Annotated in this window: 21 protein-coding genes and 1 pseudogene; 7 read left to right on the top strand and 15 right to left on the bottom strand. The window is 56.5% G+C overall.

What is annotated here, in order from left to right; all coding sequences use genetic code 11:
* Nucleotides 1-13 precede the first annotated feature (13 nt).
* The 4 genes and pseudogenes from bioB to P8A25_RS02175 all read right to left on the bottom strand — a co-directional run bounded on the left by bioB (nucleotide 14) and on the right by P8A25_RS02175 (nucleotide 2565).
* The gene (bioB, locus tag P8A25_RS02160; protein WP_102726658.1) at nucleotides 14-979 is read right to left on the bottom strand and encodes a biotin synthase BioB; all 966 of its coding nucleotides are present in this window, start codon (nucleotides 977-979) and stop codon (nucleotides 14-16) included.
* Between the two features lie 84 nt (nucleotides 980-1063).
* Nucleotides 1064-2044: a sulfatase-like hydrolase/transferase gene (locus tag P8A25_RS02165; RefSeq protein ID WP_215442424.1), complete on the bottom strand. Its 981-nt coding sequence runs from the start codon at nucleotides 2042-2044 to the stop codon at nucleotides 1064-1066.
* 79 nt (nucleotides 2045-2123) lie between these two features.
* Nucleotides 2124-2486 (bottom strand): annotated as a pseudogene (locus tag P8A25_RS02170) (sulfatase-like hydrolase/transferase); the annotation flags it as partial.
* Nucleotides 2419-2565, bottom strand: a complete 147-nt coding sequence (locus P8A25_RS02175) for a hypothetical protein (protein ID WP_180971598.1) — start codon at nucleotides 2563-2565, stop codon at nucleotides 2419-2421. The gene P8A25_RS02175 and the pseudogene P8A25_RS02170, both read right to left, overlap by 68 nt.
* Nucleotides 2566-3369: 804 nt before the next feature.
* On the opposite strand from P8A25_RS02175, the gene P8A25_RS02180 reads away from it, so the two are divergent.
* Complete coding sequence (locus P8A25_RS02180) at nucleotides 3370-5628, top strand: hypothetical protein (protein ID WP_404838751.1); 2259 nt, start codon at nucleotides 3370-3372, stop codon at nucleotides 5626-5628.
* A gap of 44 nt (nucleotides 5629-5672) precedes the next feature.
* On the opposite strand, the gene P8A25_RS02185 is transcribed toward P8A25_RS02180, so the two are convergent.
* From P8A25_RS02185 to rplU, 6 genes are all read right to left on the bottom strand, one after another.
* Nucleotides 5673-6929, bottom strand: coding sequence for a SufD family Fe-S cluster assembly protein (locus P8A25_RS02185; RefSeq protein ID WP_215442425.1), 1257 nt, complete (start codon nucleotides 6927-6929; stop codon nucleotides 5673-5675).
* An 8-nt stretch (nucleotides 6930-6937) separates the two neighbouring features.
* Entirely contained in the window at nucleotides 6938-8374 is a 1437-nt protein-coding gene (sufB, locus tag P8A25_RS02190) for a Fe-S cluster assembly protein SufB (RefSeq protein WP_022396457.1), read from the bottom strand.
* A 23-nt stretch (nucleotides 8375-8397) separates the two neighbouring features.
* The gene (gene sufC, locus P8A25_RS02195; protein WP_022396458.1) at nucleotides 8398-9156 is read right to left on the bottom strand and encodes a Fe-S cluster assembly ATPase SufC; all 759 of its coding nucleotides are present in this window, start codon (nucleotides 9154-9156) and stop codon (nucleotides 8398-8400) included.
* A gap of 15 nt (nucleotides 9157-9171) precedes the next feature.
* Nucleotides 9172-9612: a transcriptional repressor gene (locus P8A25_RS02200; protein WP_215442426.1), complete on the bottom strand. Its 441-nt coding sequence runs from the start codon at nucleotides 9610-9612 to the stop codon at nucleotides 9172-9174.
* 154 nt (nucleotides 9613-9766) lie between these two features.
* Nucleotides 9767-10030, bottom strand: a complete 264-nt coding sequence (gene rpmA / locus P8A25_RS02205; RefSeq protein WP_022396460.1) for a 50S ribosomal protein L27 — start codon at nucleotides 10028-10030, stop codon at nucleotides 9767-9769.
* A 28-nt stretch (nucleotides 10031-10058) separates the two neighbouring features.
* Complete coding sequence (gene rplU, locus P8A25_RS02210) at nucleotides 10059-10376, bottom strand: 50S ribosomal protein L21 (protein WP_022396461.1); 318 nt, start codon at nucleotides 10374-10376, stop codon at nucleotides 10059-10061.
* 88 nt (nucleotides 10377-10464) lie between these two features.
* Here rplU and tsaE point away from each other — a divergent pair, with 88 nt between their 5' ends.
* Complete coding sequence (gene tsaE / locus P8A25_RS02215) at nucleotides 10465-10914, top strand: tRNA (adenosine(37)-N6)-threonylcarbamoyltransferase complex ATPase subunit type 1 TsaE (RefSeq protein WP_022396462.1); 450 nt, start codon at nucleotides 10465-10467, stop codon at nucleotides 10912-10914.
* A 6-nt stretch (nucleotides 10915-10920) separates the two neighbouring features.
* On the opposite strand, the gene P8A25_RS02220 is transcribed toward tsaE, so the two are convergent.
* Nucleotides 10921-11736 carry an alpha/beta hydrolase gene (locus P8A25_RS02220; RefSeq protein ID WP_022396463.1) on the bottom strand — a complete coding sequence of 272 codons (816 nt, stop codon included), beginning with the start codon at nucleotides 11734-11736 and terminating at the stop codon, nucleotides 10921-10923.
* Complete coding sequence (locus P8A25_RS02225; RefSeq protein ID WP_180971046.1) at nucleotides 11733-12200, bottom strand: hypothetical protein; 468 nt, start codon at nucleotides 12198-12200, stop codon at nucleotides 11733-11735. The genes P8A25_RS02220 and P8A25_RS02225 overlap by 4 nt, the downstream gene beginning before the upstream one ends.
* A gap of 232 nt (nucleotides 12201-12432) precedes the next feature.
* Here P8A25_RS02225 and P8A25_RS02230 point away from each other — a divergent pair, with 232 nt between their 5' ends.
* Nucleotides 12433-14619: an NPCBM/NEW2 domain-containing protein gene (locus tag P8A25_RS02230; RefSeq protein ID WP_180973678.1), complete on the top strand. Its 2187-nt coding sequence runs from the start codon at nucleotides 12433-12435 to the stop codon at nucleotides 14617-14619.
* A 147-nt stretch (nucleotides 14620-14766) separates the two neighbouring features.
* Complete coding sequence (locus tag P8A25_RS02235) at nucleotides 14767-15693, top strand: polyphosphate kinase 2 family protein (protein WP_022396466.1); 927 nt, start codon at nucleotides 14767-14769, stop codon at nucleotides 15691-15693.
* A gap of 139 nt (nucleotides 15694-15832) precedes the next feature.
* On the opposite strand, the gene P8A25_RS02240 is transcribed toward P8A25_RS02235, so the two are convergent.
* Nucleotides 15833-16276 carry a hypothetical protein gene (locus tag P8A25_RS02240; protein WP_146017859.1) on the bottom strand — a complete coding sequence of 148 codons (444 nt, stop codon included), beginning with the start codon at nucleotides 16274-16276 and terminating at the stop codon, nucleotides 15833-15835.
* A gap of 73 nt (nucleotides 16277-16349) precedes the next feature.
* Between P8A25_RS02240 and P8A25_RS02245 the strand changes: the two genes are divergently transcribed.
* From P8A25_RS02245 to P8A25_RS02255, 3 genes are read left to right on the top strand one after another with little or no spacing between them, the layout of a single operon-like run.
* Nucleotides 16350-17111: a hypothetical protein gene (locus P8A25_RS02245; protein WP_146017860.1), complete on the top strand. Its 762-nt coding sequence runs from the start codon at nucleotides 16350-16352 to the stop codon at nucleotides 17109-17111.
* Nucleotides 17112-17146: 35 nt separating this feature from the next.
* Nucleotides 17147-17722: a 16S rRNA (guanine(966)-N(2))-methyltransferase RsmD gene (gene rsmD / locus P8A25_RS02250; protein WP_022396469.1), complete on the top strand. Its 576-nt coding sequence runs from the start codon at nucleotides 17147-17149 to the stop codon at nucleotides 17720-17722.
* A gap of 1 nt (nucleotide 17723) precedes the next feature.
* Nucleotides 17724-19010, top strand: coding sequence for a 3-deoxy-D-manno-octulosonic acid transferase (locus P8A25_RS02255; RefSeq protein WP_022396470.1), 1287 nt, complete (start codon nucleotides 17724-17726; stop codon nucleotides 19008-19010).
* Here P8A25_RS02255 and P8A25_RS02260 read toward each other — a convergent pair.
* Both P8A25_RS02260 and rsgA read right to left on the bottom strand, forming a co-directional pair.
* The gene (locus tag P8A25_RS02260; RefSeq protein ID WP_102728729.1) at nucleotides 18994-19965 is read right to left on the bottom strand and encodes a retropepsin-like aspartic protease; all 972 of its coding nucleotides are present in this window, start codon (nucleotides 19963-19965) and stop codon (nucleotides 18994-18996) included. The genes P8A25_RS02255 and P8A25_RS02260 overlap by 17 nt on opposite strands.
* A gap of 52 nt (nucleotides 19966-20017) precedes the next feature.
* Nucleotides 20018-21139, bottom strand: coding sequence for a ribosome small subunit-dependent GTPase A (gene rsgA, locus P8A25_RS02265; RefSeq protein ID WP_102728839.1), 1122 nt, complete (start codon nucleotides 21137-21139; stop codon nucleotides 20018-20020).
* Nucleotides 21140-21217: the final 78 nt, after the last annotated feature.

The raw sequence follows: 21217 nt of genomic DNA on the forward strand, positions 1-21217 counted from the left end.
AACGGGACAGCCCTTATTTCATGCGGACTTCATAGCCCAGCTCCGCCAGCATGGCCAAGTCTTCCCGGATGGTGACGCCGGAGGTGGTGAGCATGTCCCCGGAGATGGCGGCATTCGCCCCGGACATGAAGATTTTCCTGCCGTGGTCCTTCATGGTGTTCCTGCCGGCGGCGATGCGGACGAAGCCATCCGGCATGATGAAGCGCACCAGCGCCACGATGCGGAGCTGGTCTTCCTCCCCAAGCGGGGTCATGTTCGCGTACGGCGTACCGGGGATGGGCGTCAGGAAGTTGATGGGCGCGGACTTGATGCCCAGTGCGGCGATGTCCATGTACATATCTATCCGGTCCTCCAGGGTTTCCCCCAGCCCCATGATGCCGCCGCTGCACACTTCCAGCCCGGCTTCCATGGCCCACTTGATGGTTTGCAGCTTGTCGTCGTACGTGTGCGTGGTGCAGACGTTCGGGAAGTTGCGGCGGGAGGTTTCCAGGTTGTTGTGGTAACGGGAGACGCCCGCGGCCTTCAATTGTTCGCAGTGCTTTTTGGAGATGAGGCCGTGGGAGGCGCAGAGGGAGATGCCGCAGCGTTCGGCGATGTGCCTGTAGCTGGCGCAGAGCCGGTCCACGTCCGCATCCGTCAGCCTCTTGCCGGAGGTGACGATGGAATAGCGCAGGATGCCCCGTTCGTCATTGTACCTGGCGCCCGCCAGCAGGGCTTCATCACTTAAGAGGGGGTATTCCTCCACCGCGGTGGAGTAATGGGCGGACTGGGCGCAGTACTTGCAGTTTTCCGAACATTTGCCGCTGCGTCCGTTGATGATGGTGCAGAGGTCGAAGACGTTTCCGCAGAAATGCTCCCGGATGGCGTTGGCCGCCTGGCACAGCTCCTCCAGCGGTTCCCGGCTGAGGGCTATCAGTTCTTCTCTGGTGCAGGAACCGCCCTGGAGCACCCTGGAGAGGAGGGAAGAGGTCAGACTCATGCGTGAAAGACTACCCCCGGCGCGGTTCACGTCAAGGGCAGAATGCCGGGGGTTACGTATCATGGGGAATCCTTCCCTTTTTCCTTATTTGGCCGGCTGTTCCGGGGCCTTGTAGCGCAGGGCCTGGAATCCGGGCGCGGGCTTGTATTCCTTGTCCAGGATGGCGATGGCCCTGTCAATAAGGTCACGGTTTTCCACGGCGATGTCGTTTTTCTCCGCGGGGTCTTTTACGATGTCGCACACTTCCCGGTTGCCGGGTTTTTTGCCAGGGAACAGGTTGCGGCGGATGACTTTCTTTGCGTCAAAGCGCACGGCCACTTGGCCGCCGTAGCCGCCTCCCGCCCAAACCATGGGTTTCCTGTCTTTCAGGGCGGATTTTTTACCCAGCAGGACGGAAGAGAGGTCTATTCCGAGGGGAGAGCCCGCATCCGCTCCCGCCAGGGCGCACAGCGTGGGCATCACGTCTGCATGGAAGGCCGGCTGGGAAATGGTTTTCCCCGGAGCGATTTTTCCGGGCCAGCGGATGATTCCGGGTACGCGGATGCCTCCTTCATAGAGCTGGCCTTTCAAGCCTTTCAGGTTGGCTACGGAATGGAAGAAACGGTGATCCACCCCGCCTGCGTCGTGCGTGGTGCCGTTGTCGCTGGTGAAGATGACGATGGTATCTCTTTCCAGTCCGCAGGATTTCAGCGTGTCCAGCAGGCGCCCCACATTGTAGTCCATCTGGGAAATCATGCCGGCATAGGCGGCGCGGGGACGGGGATGGGGCAGGTACCCATGGGCGCCGCGGTAGGGGCGTTTGTCCCATTCACGGGGATAGCGGTCAATCCATTCCTGGAGGGGCTGCATGGCTACGTGGGGTTCCAGCGGGGCATAGTACAGGAAAAAAGGTTTCTTTTCACGGGCCTTTTCCTTCACGAATTCCAGCATCCTGTCCGCGATGAGGTCGGAGCTGTGCTGTTCCGCGCGGTAGGTCTCCGCCAGCACCTCCCCCTTCGGTTGGGAGCCGTGCCCGATGGTGGCGGCAGTCAGGGAGGTGTTCAGAACTTCCCTGACTGCCGTCATTCCAGAGATAGGGGGGATAGTAGGTATGGCACGCTTTCTGATCCGTGTAGCCGTAGAACCTGTCTACGCCGTGCCTGTCGGGCGCGCCAGTGGAGCCGAAATCCCCAATGCCCCATTTGCCGAAAACTGCCGTGGCGTAATCTGCCTTTTTCATGGCTTCCGGCAGGGTGTAGGTTTCTGTTCTGATGGGCCAGTCCCCTTTGAGGTTGCGCCAGTTTTCGCTTGCGTCCACGCGCTTCAGGTCCCGCACGTCGCAATTGCCCGTATGCCTGCCCGTCATCAGTACATTGCGGAAGGGGGAGCAAACCGGGGCCCCGGAATAGAAGTAAACCCACCGCTGCCCTTCGGAGGCCAGCCTGTCAATGTTCGGGGTTTTAATTTTTTCTGCCCGTAGCAGCCACTTCTGCCCAGCCCAGGTCATCCGCATTAATGAGAACCACATTGGGCCGTGCCGTTTCCGCCACAGGCAGTATCAACAGGGAAAGGGCGGTGGAGAGAATAATGTTGTAAAATGTGACCATACGATAATAATAATGAAGAAATACTCTTCCTTGTTTCAAAAAATAGTTCCGCTTTCCTTGATAGATGCCGGATGAGATGTTCACATTGTGAACCTGCCAGTTTTCCTTTATTTAGGATTATTTATTTGTGCTGTTCCTCTTTATTTATATTTTTATATGGAATGGTGAATCATAAATATTTGTAATAGCAATTTATTTGTCGGATAGATCATAAACCGGCTACAAGGCTATCATATAATCCCGGCTAGGTTTTTTGATGCATTTCTCAAGATGCTTAACCGGAAATTCAGAATGTAAATAGTCCTGAGTGGATCATTTTTTAATGAAATGATACTTCCTTGAGGATGAGGGTGGATTTACAGTCTGTTATGGACTGAAAACGAAAAAAGCCCGCTTGTTCTCAGGGAAAGTGCCGCTCTTTACGGCTATTGAGACGTGACTCTGCGTCAACGTGTAACGGGCTCCATGAAAGAGGATTTGCCACAATTCTACTTCAGGCCCAGATATCGTAGAAATTTTCCGTGTTCTCGTCAAAAACTAATGAGCCCAGACAGATTTCTATTCCACGTAAAAGCCCCTGATATGTAAAGGAACGACATTGCAAGTTCTTTCCTCTTAGAGTTACAGCTTGACTCCGGATTGGAAATCCGCTAAAAAAGATGTTCCGGTGCATTGATTTAATTCCCGGGTTGAAGAAGAACGATAGATGCTGGTTAAAAAAAATCTGTGGAGAAATCCGTTCGTTAATTTGCAGGGATTCGCTTTGGGTATGTATGGGTTTATAATGTTAGATTTTTATTATAAATGAATTTTAAAAAAATAGGAAAAATTCCCTTGTGGTGGGGGATAATAATTTGGGCAGTATTTGTACTGCTTTTTTTTGCTCCTGCTGTGTTCGGAGGAAAGGTTTTAGCCCCGGTGGATTGTGTGGAATGTCTGTTCAAACCATTCGCAACTCAGCCAATGGAGGAGGTCCATAATCAATATAACGTAGATGGAGCTTCTCAATATTTACCTTATAGCTGGGCAATGCAGCAGTCCTGGCAAAGTGATGGGTATATGGGATGGAACCCTTATACCCACAATGGAACTTCACTGCCGGAAAATACCATGTTAAGCCCGGGGGATTGGCATCATTGGTTATTTGGTTTTCTTCCTTTCTGGACGGCATGGGATGTGGGAATATGGATGCAGTTTTTTATCGCGGGACTGGGGATGATCATTCTACTGAAATCGAGGGGAATTCCTGTTCCGTATGCATTGCTGGGAGCCGTGAGTTTCAGTTTTTATTCCCAGTTTATTATGTGGATATATGACCGGTGGCTTGGTGGAATGATTTGGGCGCCGTTGATTGTCTGGGCCCTGTTGGAAGGGAGAAGGAAAAACAAATTGGTGCATATTCCCTCTATTCTCTTTATTGCTCTTGGATTCAGAGGAGGCCATCTGCAAGCGTGTCTCTTTGTTTTTCTTTTGGTGTTGTGTGTATTTCTTGCGGATTGGTGGAAACGAACAAATCACTGGTCTTGGAAAGTTTTGTTGAAATCATCATCTTTTTATTTTATCTCCGGATTTTTGGCGGCGTTGCTTTCCTTGGACGTTTTTGTGGACACCTTGCCGCGTATGGAAGGCTGTAAAAGCTTGCCGTTTGTCTGGGGGCTGGAAAATCTTCCTTTTCTGGTCACATCTGTGATGCCGACGCTCTTCGGCATTCCTCAGACAATCAGTATTTCCAAAGTTATCGGCGCTGATTTATTCGATATCAAGTTTGGTGGAGGAGTAGTTTTCGTGTTGGCTGTTCTGGCATTGTTTAACCGCCAAGCACCGTTGACTGCCAAGTTTTGTTTTCTTGTCAGTTTAATTGTTTCATGCACTCCTCTTTCCACTTTTTTCTATTCACGTTCCACGGTTGTGATGGCTTTTGGAATGAGCTGGCTTGCTGGATGGCAGTTATTTGACCTTAGGCAGCATCCGGCTCTTCCTATCTGGCGCAGACTTGCATGGTGGGGAATTGGATTTTTGTGCGTATGGCTTGCTGTATCGGTGGCAGTTCAATGGTTTCATGAACCATTGCTGTTAAAATTGCATAGCTTTATTGACGGAAACATAACGACTTTTCAGCAAAAATACCGTCATTCCTGGTATTTGCTCAGGAGCGAGCATCTCCTGAACCAGTTGATGATTTGGGATTGGCGCAATGTCTCATTAATTTTACTGGTCGGCATAGGGGGCTGGGCCTGTTCCCGCCTGAATATATCCAGCCGTTATCCGAAGTGGTGGGCAGGACTCGTGGTGTTATGTACTTTTGGGGAGCAAATAGTATTTTCTTCTTCATGGATTACCTATTCCGACAAACCGGAAAGCGGTTATCTTTATAGAGAGCCGGAATGGATGTCCGAGTTTCGCGGACATGTGGGGGATGGAGCCGTTGTCATAGTCAATCCTCATAATGACTTGGATTTTCTATGTACCAATCATTTATCCACATATGGAATAAGACTGGCCTCAGGTTATGAAACGGTACAGCCCAAATATCTGAGACCTTTGTCGGATGGACATTATCATCGGAAAGATTATGCCATGGCCGGCATTTCCCATTTGTTGTGTGATGCCAGAGCCGGAAAGCCATCCCTTGATGGATGGAATCTGGTTCAGGAAACAGAAGATTTCTTCTTGCTGGAGAATCCCTTGTACCGTGGACGCTATTTTGTCCGAACCCAAGAGGAAGGAAATCATTTTTCTCCTGTTGTTCCGGATTGGAGAACAAATAACAAGATCCATGTTACTGTGCCGCCAGGAACAAAGGAATTGTCTGTTCTTGAGAGCTATTCCAAGGGATGGAGCGCCCGGAGCGGGAAGGGAGAAGAGCTTCCTTTATCCAGTACTGAGCGTTATTCTATTCTTGTTTTTGTTCCGGATTCGGAACAGCAGACAGAAATTCTCCTTCAGTACCATACGCCTTATCGTGGATGGTATTATAGCATTATGGGGGGAATTGCTCTGTTTCTGCTTGTTACAGCTTTCTTGCAGCGGCGCATTAATATCAAGACGGGAAAGATGGGATAGGGGTGCCTTCTCTCCGCTTTTTTGGTTGCATGAAATAAGAGCGGTCAGGGCAGGATGATGCTTTCTACCGCTGTACGTATGGTTTCATCACTGAATTGGTCCAGCGCATGTTTCAGAAAGCCCTGGGCGATCATCCTGCGCGCCGTCTGCTCCGGAATGCCGCGTGAAAGCAGGTAGAAGATTTCTTCCGGAGAGATGGAGGAGGTAGCGGAACCGTGCGAGCACTGCACCCTGTCCGCCAGGATTTCCAGGCCGGGAATGGAGTTTGCTTCCGCCCGGGGGCTGAGGATGAGGTTGCGGTTGCTCTGGTAGGCGCTGGTATCGTGGGCGCCTTCCGCCACCAGGATCATGCCGCTGAAAATGCTGCTGGCCTCGTCATCCAGCACATTGACGTAAAGCAGGTTGCTGGAGGCTCCGCGATAGAGGTGCTTCTGGTAGGTTCTCTGGTCCAGCTCCTTGTTTTCCTTCAGGTGGCTGGCGGAAAGCAGGCGTACGTTGGCGCTGTCTCCGTTCAGGAGGCAGACCGTCTCCTGTCTGGCCCATGCCGCGCCGGGATGGCTGACGAGGTGCTCCATTTCTGCGGAATCGTCCGCCATAATGTGGCAGAGCTCCACGGCCCGGGAACGGCTGTTGAGCTCCTGGACCAGGACGTATTTGACGGAAGAAGCGGAGGAAAGATGGTGCTGCTGGAGCGCTCCGCAGAATTGGCTGCCGTGGTCCGCGCTGACGTGGCGTTCCAGGATGTGCAGGCGGCTTCCGGTCTCCGCAATGACCAGCGTGGCGGGGAAGACGGCCACGTTGTCCCCGGAGATGAAGTGGAAGATTTCCAGGGGGCGGGAGATTTCCCGGTCCGCCATGATGACCAGACCGTTGTGCTGGAGAGCCGTGTTCAGGGCGGCCAGTTTTTCGGAACCGAGCGTTTCCGGCGCTGTTTCCAGGTGTTTCCGGGCCGCGTCCGGGTATTGGAGCACAAAGTCTTCCAGATCCATCACGGCGAGGCCTTCCGGCAGTTCTTCCGGGATGGAGACGGGGAGGCCGTTGGCGTAAACGATGCGGATGGCGTCCGGCATGGAGGCATGCTCCCTGATGATGGAGGCCAGGGCTTCCGGTGCCACGGGAGGGGCGGCTTCAAAGTTTTCCAGGGATTCGTTGCCGGGAGTTCCGAAACGCCAGGATTCCATGCGGCGGGAGGGTTCCGGAAGCTGGCCCGCCTGTTCCAGGGCCTGGCGGTGCCTGGCTTCAAACCATGCGGGAAGGAAGCCTGCGGGGAATTGTTCTTCGTTGAGCAAGTGGTTCATCATTTCCCTCCTTATCCGATGCTGTCTTCCATTTCCAGGTCAATGAGCCTGCGCAGTTCCACGGAATATTCCATGGGGAATTCCTGAACGAGGTCGTTAATGAATCCGTTGACGGCCAGGGACATGGCCGCCGCCTTCGGGATGCCCCGCTGCTGCATGTAAAAGAGCATTTCTTCAGAGACCTGGGAGACGGAAGCTTCATGCTGCACCGTGTTCCTGTCCCCCTTCACCGTGATGGCGGGGTAGGTGTCCGTGCGGCTGTTGGCCGCCAGCAGGAGGGCGTCGCATTCCGTGTTGTTCTTGCAGCCCTTGAGGCCTTTGCCCATGACCACCTGGCCCCGGTAGCTGGCGCGCCCTTCACCGATGCTGATGGATTTGGAAACGATGTTGGACGTGGTGTCGTCCGCCGCGTGGATCATTTTGGCACCCGTGTCCTGATGCTGGCCCGTATTCGCCAGGGCGATGGAGATGACTTCCCCGCGTGCACGCCTGCCCTTGAGCACCACAGCCGGGTATTTCATGGTGAGTCCGGAGCCTATGTTGCAGTCTATCCAGCGGATTTCCGCGTCTTCCATGGCCAGTCCGCGCTTGGTGACCATGTTGAAGACGTTGGAGGACCAGTTCTGCACAGTGACGTACTGGATTTTCGCTCCTTTGAGGGCCACCAGCTCCACGACGGCGGAGTGGAGGGTGGTGGTTTCAAACTGGGGGGCCGTGCACCCTTCCATGTACATGAGCTCCGCCCCTTCATCTGCAATGATGAGGGTGCGTTCAAACTGCCCGAAGTTTTCCGAATTGATGCGGAAGTACGCCTGGAGCGGGTGCTTGAGCTTCACGCCCTTGGGCACGTAAATGAAGGAACCGCCGGAAAATACCGCGCTGTTCAGGGCGGAGAATTTGTTGTCTCCCGTGGGGATGACTTTGCCGAACCAGGGGCGGAAGACGTCTTCATGGTATTTCAGGCCTTCCGTGGAGTTGACGAAGATGACGCCCTGGCTGCGGAGTTCCTCCTTCATGTTGGAGTAGGCGGACTCGGAGTCATACTGGGCTTCCACGCCCGCCAGGAACTGGCGTTCCTGTTCAGGGACGCCCAGGCGTTCAAAGGTGCGCTTTACGTCTTCCGGCACGTCGTCCCAGCTTCGCTTGGGCCGTTCGCCGTCGGAAAGATAGTAGCGGATCTGGGAGAAGTCTATTTTTTCAATGTCCGGGGACGCCCAGTGGGTGGGCATGGGCTTGCTTTCAAAGACGGCAAGCGCATTTTTGCGGAACTGGCGCACCCATTCCGGATCGTCCTTGACGTCGCAGATGTAGTCGATGGTGGCCTCCGTCAGGCCGTAGCCGGCGTTGAATTTATGGCGTTCCGGGAAGGAGAAGTTCCCCTTGCTCCGGTCGAAGTCAAACAGGTTCTGTTTGTTCCCGTCCTCTGACATGTCAGGTGTGTCGCTCATGATTGACTGCCGGATTGGCGGCGTTACGCCTTTTCCGCTCCTTCCGCCTCTTTCAGGAATTCATATCCCCTGCTTTCCAGTTCGTCCACCAGCTCTCCGCCGCCGGTACGGACAATCCGTCCGTCGGCCAGCACGTGAACCACGTCCGGCTTGATGTAATCCAGCAGGCGCTTGTAGTGGGTGATGACGAGGAAGCTGCGGAAGGGGGAGCGCATGGAGTTGACTCCTTCCGAAACGATGCGGAGGGCGTCTATGTCCAGGCCGGAGTCCGTTTCGTCCAGAATGGCGTAAAGGGGATCCAGAAGAAGCATCTGCAGCACTTCATTGCGCTTCTTTTCACCGCCGGAAAAGCCTTCGTTGACGGCGCGGGCGGTGAATTTGCGGGACATGCCGAGCTGGTCCATTTTTGCATACAGCGTCTTGTAGAAGGTAACCGCATCCAGTTCCTCCCCCTGGGGCATGCGGGCCTGCATGGCGGCGCGCAGGAAGTTGGCGTTGGACACGCCGGGAACTTCCATGGGATACTGGAACGCCAGGAAGAGGCCCGCGCGGCTGCGCTCGTCAATGCTCATGTCCAGCAGGTTCTGTCCGTCCAGCCAGACTTCCCCTTCCGTCACCTCATAGTCCGGGTGGCCGCAGAGGACTTTGGAGAGGGTGCTTTTTCCGGAACCGTTGGGTCCCATGATCGCGTGCACTTCTCCCTTGGGAATTTCAAGATTGATGCCTTTAAGTATTTCCGTGCCTTGCACTTTGGCGTGCAAATTTTTAATGACCAGACTCATGATGATGAAAGGGATTTAGCCCTGCGACGTGATGATGGAGCCCCTGAGGGTGATCTGGGCTTCTTCGATGCACACGTCGTCGGGCAGGTTGATGAATTCCTTCAGATCCACGCCCTCCTTGATGGTGATGTCGTAAATGCAGCCGGTCCGGGTGTCCTGGAAGTGCCCATGATCAACGAGATTGGGACAGAAGCGGGAAGAGCTGCGTTCAAAGTTGACCTGATTGACCAGGCCGTGATTCACCAGGGCTTCCAGGCAGTTGTAAACGGTGGCCAGGGAGATGCTGGGGAGCTTTTTGCGCACCCGCTGGTAAACTTCATTCGCGGTGGGATGGTCTCTCTGTTCCAGGAGAACCTGGTAGACTTCCTGTCGCTGCTTGGTGAGTCTCAAACCGGAAATAACCGGGAGGGTAGAGGCGGTGCGGGCGGCTTGTTTGGAATCTGTTTTGGGATTCATATCTTATTTTTCATGCTCTGCGTGGATAGTGAGGGAGGGTCAATTGTTTTGCAAGAACAATTCCTGTTATTTATTCGGGCGCGGGGAGGGGTAAAAAAGGGGCGGTCATCCCTGTGGATGGCCGCCCCTGCAGGGAGATAGAGTTATCTGTAATTTAGTTGGCAGCCTCGGAGCTTTCCGGGGCCACATTGACGCGGCGGCCTTCGCGGTCAAAGAACACGCGGCCGTCCACGAGGGAGAAAATGGTGTAGTCACGGCCCATGCCCACGCCCTTGCCGGGGTGCCACTTGGTGCCGCGCTGGCGGATGATGATGTTGCCCGCGATCACTTCCTGCCCGCCGAATTTTTTAACGCCGAGGCGCTTGCTGCGGGAGTCGCGACCGTTCTTGACAGAACCTTGACCTTTCTTGTGAGCCATAAGATTAGGATAAAATTAAGGGTTGAAATTAGGCGTTGATACCGGTGATTTCCAGCTTCGTCATGGCGCGGCGGGAACCTTTTTTCTTGTGGAAGCCCTTGCGGCGCTTGAATTTGAAGGCGATGATCTTCTTGTCGCGGAACTGGCTGACGACCTTGGCGGAGACCGTAGCTCCTGCCACCGTCGGGGTGCCGAGGGTCACGTTTCCGTCATTTTCCACCATAAGCACCTGATCGAAGCTTGCTTCAGCACCCTCTTCAAGGGTATTGATGCACTCAACGTCGATCACGTCGCCCGCCTGAACGCGGTACTGCTTGCCACCTGTTTTGAAAATTGCGTATGCCATTGCTATCACTGTTAAGGTTCACCCGCGGATGCGGGAGCCGCAATAAACCATATCACCTTCTTTTAGACAAGCAAAATTTCATGAAAAAATGAACGAATGGTATAAAATTTTTAAAAACGGCCCCGTTTTAACTCATTCTCCGGAGGAAATGAGGGAGCTGGGATGGCAAATAGGTAAAATTTTAATGCCCGGTGAAGTGTTGGGCGTGGTGGGGGAGCTGGGCGCCGGAAAGACGCACCTGACTCAAGGGATTATGGAAGGGCTGGGGAGTTCCGATGCGGCGGCCAGCCCGACGTTTTCCCTGGTGCACGAGCATGCGGACGGGCGCCTGCGGGCGTGCCATTTTGATTTTTACCGGCTGAAGGATGAGTCCGAATTGCTCGGCATAGGCTGGGACGAGTATCTGGACGGGGACGCGGTGCTCATTGTGGAATGGGCCAACCTGTTTCCGGACGCGCTGCCGGAGGGAACTTCCTGGCTGCTGCTGGAGCACGAGGGGGAATGCCTGCGCCGGGTGTCTCTGGCCCCTGTGGAATGAAGCGGTTCAGTAGCTGATGCTCCTGGAGAACGCCTTGTCAAAGCCGGGGCTGAGCCAGATGGTGTTATGCATGGCGCCGGGGAATTCCTGGTAGTTGACCGGCGTGGAGAAGCAGTCCCGGAGCCGTTTGGCGTGGTCAGGCGGGATGACTTCGTCCGATCCCGCCGCCAGGATGCTGACGGGGCAGGCTACTTTGGGCGCTGCCAGGTCCGACCGGAAGTGGTCCGGCAGGAGAAGCTTGACGGGAAGGTAGGGGAAGAGGCCGCGGGCGGTTTCCAGAAGACTGTCAAAGGGAACCAGCAGGACCAGCTTTTTCACGTTCCTGACGGAGGCTATCTGCGTGGCGACTCCGGAGCCGAGGCTTTGCCCGACCAGGATGACGTCGTCCGGCGTTCTTCCGGTTTCCTTCAGCACGGAGTCGAGAATCGCCAGGGAATCCCCCATGATGTTCTGCTCCGTGGGCGTGCCGGTGCTGAGACCGTATCCCCGGTAGTTGACCAGGAGCTTGGCATGGGGGAACCGATCCAGGTAGGGAAGCATCATGGAGATGTCCATGGCATTCCCTCCATAATACACCAGCAGGGGCTGTCCCTTCTTTTCAATAAGCCAGCCGCTGAGCTGGGCCCCGTTATGGTGGAAAGTGCGCCGGTGGGGCTCCCAGGCGGCGCGTTTTTCCAGATACACGGTTTTGTCCTTGGGCTGGGGCGGCAGGTACACCAGGGAACGGACGGAACACTGGACGCACGCCAGGGCCAGCGCTCCGGCCAGCAGGGCGCTCAGGATTTTCCATTTTCCCGGTTTCAGCATCCGCATGAGGTTCATTGTCCAGAATTTTCCGTGGTCATGGTCCCGGCCGTGCCGGTGCGGGGTAGGGCTGTCCCCCGTTCCTGGCAGCTCCAGCCGGTCAGGGAGGACGTTTTGCCTTCCGCGTCCAGGCGGCACACCCCGCTGAGGAGTATTTCCCGGGAGGAGGTCTTAAAGTGCAGGACGGCGGGTGATGTTCCCTGCCGGTACGTAACCGTTGCCGTTTCCGGAAGCGCTCCGTTGACTCCCAGGGCGCCTCTGCCGTCACCTAGGGAGTTGTATAAGAGAGTCATGCCGGAGTTTGCGCGCTGGATTTCCCGTGCTGGGGCAGGTTCCGTTTCACCATCCAGGACAATGGCCGTGCGGCTCCCGTTGGGGAACCATTCCGCCTGGACGTTATCCGTTTCAAGCGTGGCGCCGCCGCGCCCGCAGGCGCAAAGCGTCAGCAGCATGCCGGGCAGGAGGAGGAAAGCTGGTCGCATGGAAAGAGTGTCCCCGAATTTGAGGAGGAAGGCAATCTCTCTTTTCTCTCCATGGGCGGCTTTTGCAGGAATTGGAATTTTTCTGATAGAAGAAAACCGGGGAAAAGGTATAATAAAGGATATGTTTAACCGGATGTTTTCATGGAGTTTTGTGGCCGCAGCGTGCGTTGCGGGATCATTCCCGGCACTATCCCGGGGGCAGGAAGGCGCGGCGCAATCCGGGTCCGCAGCCGTGAAAGTGCCTGCCGCCAGTCTGCTGATGGCCCGCCAGGAGGTGGGGGAAACGCGGTTGGACCGGTCTTTCAAGAATGGTGAATTGAGCATCGGGGGTAAAAAATACGCTGCGGGCATCGGCACTCACGCTACATCCATGATTCCGCTCCCTGTGCCGGAGGGCAGCGGCTCAAGAGTGTGGAAGCTGGAAGGGGCCTGCGGCATTGACGACGGTACGGACGGAGACGGCAGCGTGGAATTCCGTGTAATGAGCGGTTCCGAAGTTTTATGGAGTTCCGGCGTGATGAAGAGGGGAATGCCTGCGAAAAAGTTTTCCGTTCCGGTAGCGGAAAACGGCATACGGCATCTTTACCTGGTGGCTGACCGGGTGGAAAATAATTCCTATGACCACGCAGACTGGGTGGACCTAGTCTGGAAAACGGGCGGTGAGCCGCAGAGCATGAAGGGAGCCGTGGTGAATGCCGCCAAATTCGGCATGGTTCCCGGCGTCAGGAAAGATCAGGGTCCGGCCCTGCGGGCCGCGATTTCCGCCCTGCGGAAGCAGGGAGGGGGCGTGCTGAACATCCCCAGGGGAGTCTATCATTTTTATCCGGAGGGAGCCTTGAACATGAGCTTCAATATCTCCAACCATGACCAGCCCCTGGTTCATCCGGTGTGCGTGACCCTGACTGATTTGCGGAATGTCCGCGTAGAGGGCAACGGCTCCCTGTTCCTGTTTCACGGCAAGGTGGTTCCCCTGCTGGTCATGGACAGCGAAAACATCAGCATCAACCGTCTGTCCGTGGATTATGAACGGTCCTATTGTACGGAAGCGCGTGTCTTGAATGCGGACGACAGGTCCACGGAGGTGGAAATAGACAAAAAAGCCTACCCCTATGAAATCAGGAACAACAGGTTCGTTTTCCTGGGCGAAGGCTGGGAGGAAGGAATGGGGAGCTGCATGGCCTTTGAGAAGGGGACCGGGCACATCATTGCCAATACGTCGGACATGGGCTGGAACGGCCGGGTGGAACCCCTCGGAGGGAACCGCCTCCGGCTGGACTGGAACCTCAAGCAGAAGGGAATCAAGCCGGGGGATACGCTGGTGCTGCGGAATTATAACCGCCCCCATCCGGGATGCGTGGTTTACCGGGCGCGGAAGACGGTCCTGAATGATGTGGCTCTGCACCAGAGCACGGGCATGGCTTTGCTGGTCCAGCGGTCGGAGGATTTCCACATGAAGGGTGGCGGCGTCATGGTCAGGAAAGGGACGGGGCGCGTGCACACCGCCGGGGCGGACGCCACCCATTTTTCCAACACCCGGGGCGAGATCGTGGTGGAGAAAGCCTTGTTCGAGGGAATGATGGATGACGCCATCAACGTTCATTCCACCTGCCTGGGCGTGACGGAGGTAGTGGACGGCCATACGCTGAAATGCAAGTACATGCACCGCCAGGCGGTGGGGTTTGAAGTGTTCCTGCCCGGTGAAAAAATCCGTTTTATCAACGGGCCTACGCTTGAACCGGGAAGCACCGCTACCGTAAAAACCGCCGTGAAGAAGAGTTCTACGGAACTGGTGATCACGCTGGAAGAACCGCTGCCTCCGTCCGTCAAGGCCGGGGACGCCGTGGAAAATGCGGATTTTTACCCTTCCGTAGTATTCCGCAACAACATCGTCCGCAACAACCGCGCCCGCGGTTCTCTTTTCACGACGCCTGAGAAGGTTCTGGTGGAGGGCAATTTGTTTGACCATTCCTCCGGCGCGGCCATTCTGCTGGCCGGGGACGCCCAGGGCTGGTATGAAAGCGGCGCCTGCCATGAAGTGGTGATCCGCAGGAATACCTTCATCAACAACCTGACCTCCCGCTACCAGTTCACGAACGCCATCATTTCCATTTACCCGGAAGTCAAGCAGTTGAACAAGCAGAAGGATTATTATCACCGCAATGTCCTGATAGAAAACAATGTGTTCAAGACGTTCGACGTGCCGCTGCTGTTTGCCATTTCCACGGATAACCTTAAATTCGTCAACAACAAAATCATTTACAACAATGATTTCAGGGGCTGGGGGCAGAAGCCCTTCCAGTTCAGGAGGTGCGCCAACATCCTGATTAAAAATAACAAGGTTCAGCCTCCCCGCACATGGTCCATTGAGGACTGCAAGCTGGAAAATACTCCCGCGGACCAGGTGCGCATAGAGAATTGACGTTTCCCTGCGCCATTCCGCCTTTGCTGCGGAAAGCCGGCTTTTGCGGATTTTTCATGCTGCAGGGGCCGGACGGCCGTCCGGGAGGAAGGCGGAGTTTTTTACGGTTATTTCAACGTCTTGACGCAGAACGGTGTCATTACCGGAATGATAGATATTCCTTCCCGTCTGGTCAAACGCTGCAAAAAGTTCATTGAGCCGTACCGGGTGACGGACGGCAAGGGGTTCAAGTTATCCCACTATGATCCGGGCGATCTGGGCAAGCTGGACAAGGACAGCAAGAAGGAAGCCGTGGACAAGCTGGAGAAGGGCATTGAGCTGCTGGAACAGCTTCAGGAGGTGCTTTATGCCAGCGAATCCTATGCGCTGCTGGTGGTGCTGCAGGCGATGGATAGCGCGGGCAAGGACGGCATTGTGAAGCATGTGATGGGCGGAGTCAATCCGCAGGGGTGCGTGGTCAGCAGCTTCAAGCCGCCCTCCACGCTGGAACGGAGCCATGATTTCCTGTGGCGGTGCGTGGCCCGTCTTCCCCGGCGGGGAATGATCGGCATTTTCAACCGTTCCTACTATGAAGAAGTGCTGAGCGTACGCGTGCATCCGGAATTTCTGGCGGGGGAGGGGTTTGATCCCGCCCATGCCAAGGGAGCCTTCTGGAAGGAGAGGTACAGATCCATCAATAATCTGGAACGCCATCTGCTCTCCAACAAGACGCGCATCGTGAAGATATTCCTTAACCTTTCCAGTGAGGAACAGAGAAAGCGCCTTCTGGCGCGGCTGGACACCCCGCACAAGAACTGGAAGTTTTCAGAGGGGGACATCCACGAACGCGAGTTCTGGGACCAGTACCAGAAGGCGTATGAGGAAATGATACGTCATACTTCTTCCCGGGACGCGCCTTGGTATGTGGTGCCGGCGGACAACAAGTGGTATTCCAGGCTTGTCTGCATGTGCGCCATTGTGGAGGCACTGGCGGAAATGAAACTGGAATACCCTAAGGTGTCCGGGGAATTGAAGGCGTTCTTCCCTGAATTCCGGGAGGAACTGGAACGCCCCCTGTCCGGGGACAGGGATTGAACGAAGAGTCCGGGAACGGAAGGGAAAGAAAAAAGGCCGCGGAAGAATGGCAAAAAGAAAAACGGCGCATCATGCGGAAGCTTCCCTCCGTCTGCTGCGCCGCCGCATTCCATCCCGTGCGGGCCTGCCGGTTCTTTAATCAGCGCCTGCGTTCCCAGGATTTCACCTTGCCGTTGATGAACAGCACGTAGCCGGTATCCACCGGGACGTAGGTGACGTCATTGTAATACGGGTAATAGGGACGGTAGAACCCCGGTCCCCAATAGGGGCCTCCCCAGTAGGGCCCGGCCCAGAAGGAGGGCGGCGGGGTGTAAACCGGCTGGAGGGAAGAGTAAATCCAGCGGGTGGCGGATTTTCCGTTAAGGTTGCCTTCCGCGACGGCGGAGGGGTCTCCCCAGGCCAGGAAGACGGCGGGCGGCGACATGCCTTCCGCAATCTGTCCGGCTTCCACCAGCGTTTTCTGGCTGGGCGGAAGGGAATTGAAAAGGGCTGGGTTTTTCTGGATGCGGGATGCCGGGGTGGACACGCAGGAAGCAAGGCTCAGAGCGGCGGCCAGGGTAGTGAAAAGTAACTTCCAGTTCATGATGTACATACGGATAACACTCACTTTGACTCTTGCCAAGGGTGTTTTGTTGAGTAAAATGTACGAACACGTTATGAAAGCGCTCCGCAATCTGGCTTTAACACTGATGGTCCCCGTTCTGGTTTCTTCCCTGTCCGCAGCAGAAAAGCCGGAAATAATCGATGAATATCTCCCGGTCGGCAAAATGGCGGAAGCTTCCGCCGTCAGCGTTGTGCTTGATGAAAGCCTTCAGCCATTCATGGAAAAGATTGACGGCGTTTTTGCCTCCCTGCCCGACAAGGACAAGAAGGAACTCGTCAGCCAGATCGTTCCCGGTCAGCCCGTTCCGTATGACGAACGTCTGGGCTGGACCAAGGATGAGTATGCCAAGTATCTGGAATGCTGGAAGCTGAAGCAGGTGCAGGAAGTGGCCCCCGTAGCTGTGGGCATTTTCGCCTCCGGGGAACGCGGCATCTGGACTCTGGCCGCGGTGGCCCAGCAGGGACCGCTGCCGATGAGCACCCTGAAGTATGACTCCAATACCAAATCCTGGATTTCCCCCAACGGCGCCCTGGCCCTGAAAGGGGACGTTTCCTATGACGATCTGAACGTGTACGGCGCATGGAGCGGCAAGGAATGGACCATGGAAAAGAAGACCATTCTTTCCACCCTGACGGAGACCATTATCGCGGGCAAGACCAAGGACGGCAAATATACCTATTTCGTTTACAACATGTCCGAGAAGAATCCGGATAATATTGCCATTGCCAACCAGTCCATCGTGCTGCGCATCCCCATCACCCGCATTACGGGAGACCCCCTGCTGGAAAAGGCCAAGGCCAAGGCGCGCCAGTAGGGACAACAAGACGTTCCTTTCATTCCGGTAAAAACATGCGTATCATCAGCGGAAAGGCCGGCGGCATAGCACTGTCTGTTCCCAAAGGGGAAGTGCGGCCCACGACCGACCGGGTCAGGGAGGCCCTTTTTTCCATCCTGAACCCGCTGATTGACCATGCCGACGTGCTGGATTTGTTCACCGGCTCCGGAGCCTTCGGCCTGGAAGCCCTCAGCCGCGGGGCAGGGAGCTCCCGCATGGTGGATTTTTCCCGGCTTTCCTGCGCGACGGCCAAGGCCAATCTTGCCAAAACCGGCCTGGAGGGCGGCGCCGTCATCCAGGGAGACGCCGTGCAGTTTGTGAAAAGGGAGCTGCTGGCCGGCAGGAAGTACGACATTGTTTTTGCAGATCCCCCCTACTGCAAGGGCCCGGCGGACCGGGATTTTATTGTGGAACTGGCGGAGGCCGGAATTGCCGGACTGCTGAAGGACGGCGGCGTGTTTATTGCGGAAGTGCAGGAAGGCTGGGGAACCGGCATGGAAGGCGCCGCGGAGTTTGACGGCCTGGACCTGGTGGATACCCGCCGGTACGGGAAAAATATGCTGTTGTTCTATCGATTGCCTGAGAAGTAAGATGAAAGCCTTCCTGTTCTCTTTCTGTTACAATGTCCTGTACACCCTCGGGTGGCTGGTGACGCTGCCTTCCTACCTGCTCAAGCAGAAGAGGCGCGGCGGCTTCGGCACGGGGTTGATGGAGCGCTTCGGCCTGTACCGGGTTTCCTACAACCGGGAGCCGAAGGGGGTGCTGTACGTGCATGCCGTGAGTGTGGGTGAAGTGGTGCTGGCCCTCAAATTTCTCCGAGCGTGGCTCCGGGAGCGCGGCGGTTCCGCGGTGCTGGCCACCAGCACGGCTACGGGGCATGATACGGCGGTGAATGCCCAGGTGTCCGGCGTGCGCGTAATTTATGCCCCCTTTGACCTGCTGGGCCTGCCGGGGAGGTGCTTTGACCGTTTTGAACCGGAAGCCATTGTGCTGGTAGAGGCGGAATTATGGCCGAACTTTGCCCGCGCCGCCAAGGTGCGGGGCATTCCCATGGCGATGATCAATGCCCGCATGTCCGCCAGGTCCGAGAGCCGCTACCGCGCTTTTAAATGGGTGTCACGATATTATTTTTCCACGCTGGACGCCATGGGCGTGCAGGACAAGGGGGACGTCCGGAGGTTTGAATCCGTGGGGGTGCGCCCCTCCATCATCCATGTGACGGGCAGCATCAAGTTTGACCAGCAGATGGCGGAGCGCAAGGAAACCAATGCGGAGTTTGCCGCCATTCTGGACAAGCTGAAGCGCGGCAAGCCCGTGGTGCTGGCCGCCAGCACGCATGACGGGGAGGAAGTGCTGATTGCGGAGGCCGTGCGCAAGGCGGGAGGCTTCCCCTTGATAGTTCCCCGGCATGCGGAACGCCGCCATACGGTGGTGCGTGAGTTGGAGGCCCGCGGCTGGCAGTGCGTGCTGCGGACGGATGGCGAGCTTCCGGAAACCCTGAAGGACAATGTCTGCTACATTGCGGATACGACCGGAGAATTGAGGGATTGGACCGCGCTGGCGGATGTGGCCGTGATCGGCAAGAGCTTTCTGGCGGACGGCGGCCAGAATCCGGCGGAGGCCGTTGCCTGCGGCGTGCCCGTGCTGACGGGGCCGCACATGGAGAATTTCGATGCGCTGGTCCAGCTGCTTGAGGGCGTGGACGGTATTACCCGGTGCGATGAGGAGCGTCTGGCGGACGTGCTCAAGGAGATGCTGGACAATCCGCTGCTGGCCCATGCCCAGTCCTCCCGCGCGCAGGTGGCGTTGAAAGCCCATTTCGGCGCTACGGCCCGCACCATCCGCATGATCTGCATCATGCTCAAGATTCCCGTTTAACGGCGGGAGCCTTTTGTCCGCGGGCCTCCGGCTTGGAATGGAGCGGCAGGGCGAAGACTTCCCCCTGCGGCGCGTCAATGATGATGTCAAAGTGCTGGAGGGTGTCCACGCCTATCTGGCATCTGCCGCCTGTTCCCGTCACGGCGAAGGAAAGGCCGTCCATCTGGAAGTCCGGCCCCATGCGGAGGGTGGAGGGTATGCCCAGCTTCATGACGTTGCGGTCCCCGCTGTGTCCGTTGATGTCGGAGGCCTTGGCCGTGAGCTGGTTTCCATTTGGGTCCGCGGGCCACTGTTCCAGCGGGGCCAGGGAAAGGGAAGAACCGGAATCAAGGGCCAGCAGGAAGGCGTCTCCTCCCCGGGAGCAGCGGACATAGAAAATTCCGGATGGGTGGCGTTCCACTTCCAGCGGCTTCATGTTCTGGGAGGGAAAGCGGGAGCGTTCCAGAAATTGGAGGGAAGCATCCCTGACGGACAGCAGGAACGGGGAGAAGCCCAGGTAGTTGATTCCCAGAATGCCGTCCACCCTGACCTGCATATCTTTTTGAAGGGGGGTGAGGTCCATGGCGAGGCCGAAGAAGTTTTTAATGTGAAGCCCTCCGATGGAGAAGGACTTCATGGCGAAAAGCTGGGGAACGGTGTTGACGTTGGAGCCGGGGGCGATCTGCGCGTTTTCAAGCGGCAGGCCGGGGAAATTCTTCTTGATGAATTTGATGTCAAACGTGGTGTGGGAGGCCGCCGTGTCCACAATGAGATTGCATGGAACGCCGTTAATGGTGCATTGCGCCACAAGAAGTTTGCTGTGGGCGTCTCTCGTCAGCCGGACGGGGTTCAGGTCCGTGATGGAAACGACGGGCCTGGCTTGGGCGGGGTCCGGCTGTTCCGCTGCGGAGAGAGGAAGCGCGCCCAATGCCAGAAGGGCCGCGGAAGCGCGGAAAAGGCTGCATGGGAAGAGCATCCCTTACTGGTAAGCGCGCCTCTGCGGTTTGACAAGCCAATTTGACGGAGAATCAGTCATGGCTGCGGTGGTTGGGCTTGTGGCGGCGTTCCAGTTCCACGCGGTCCTCATAATTCCGGGCCTGTACCTTCCGGTCTCTCTTCCCGGCCCGTTCCACGTTCATCTGCCTTTTTTTCTGGCGTTTGGCAAGCCGCGCGATTTCATCTTCCAGATTCAGGAAATTCAAGTACCGCTCCCTGTCCAACGTTCCTTCCTCCACGGCTTTCCTGATGGCGCAGCCGGAATCCGTGCCGTGGCTGCAATCCGCAAATTTGCATTCCTGGGCCAGCTCCGTCAAATCCGCAAAGCTTTCCCGCAGGGTATGTTCATCCGTCCACATCTGGATTTCACGGATTCCGGGATTGTCAATCAGCAGGCCGCCGTGTTTGAGGAGCACCAGTTCGCGCGCCACGGTCGTATGGCGTCCCTTGCCGGTCACCTCATTCACTTCCCCCGTCCAGAGCCATTCGTCCCCCAGCAGGGTATTGACCAGCGTGGATTTTCCCACTCCGGAGGAACCGACGATGCAGATGGTTTTTCCCCTGGAAAGGCATTTGCGGAATTCCTTGATTCCCTTGTTGTGCAGGGCGCTGATGCCGATGATGGAGCATTCCGGGGAGAGTTCCCGCAGGGCCTGCACGGCTTCGTCCACTTCCTCCCTGGAGAAAAGGTCCGTTTTATTGAGCAGGATGAGAGGGGCGGCGCCGCTGCGGCGGATGAGCGTAAAGTAGCGCTCCATGCGCCTGGGGTTGAAGTCCGTTCCCGGCTCCGTCACCACGGCTACGGTGTCCACATTGGTTCCCAGAACCTGTTCCGCGCTGCTTTTTCCCGGAGCTTTGCGGGAAAAACAGGTCTGGCGGGGGAGAATGGCGCGTATGACGGCTTCGTCTCCCGCTTCCCCCGGGTCAATCGCCACCCAGTCTCCTACGGCGGGCAGTTCCGCATCCGTGGCGGCGTCATGCCAGAGCTTGCCGCTGACGACCGCGTCCACGTCTTCCCCGCCGTCCAGCAGGGCGGTGAAGTTGATTTTCGTTTCCCGGATGAGGCGTCCCGGAACCCAGCCGGGTTTGGCGACGGCGTTGAAAGCGCGTTGAAAGTGGTCGTTCCAGCCTAAATCCTGAAGAGTGACGGGCATGAAAGGTGAAAATGCGGTTTTGGGGGAGGGTGGCGGCGTCCGTAGCCAGCCAGCATTTAATCATGCTGGAAACGCCTT

It is taken from the genome of Akkermansia sp. BCRC 18949 (assembly GCF_045011645.1).
Classification (GTDB): domain Bacteria; phylum Verrucomicrobiota; class Verrucomicrobiia; order Verrucomicrobiales; family Akkermansiaceae; genus Akkermansia; species Akkermansia massiliensis.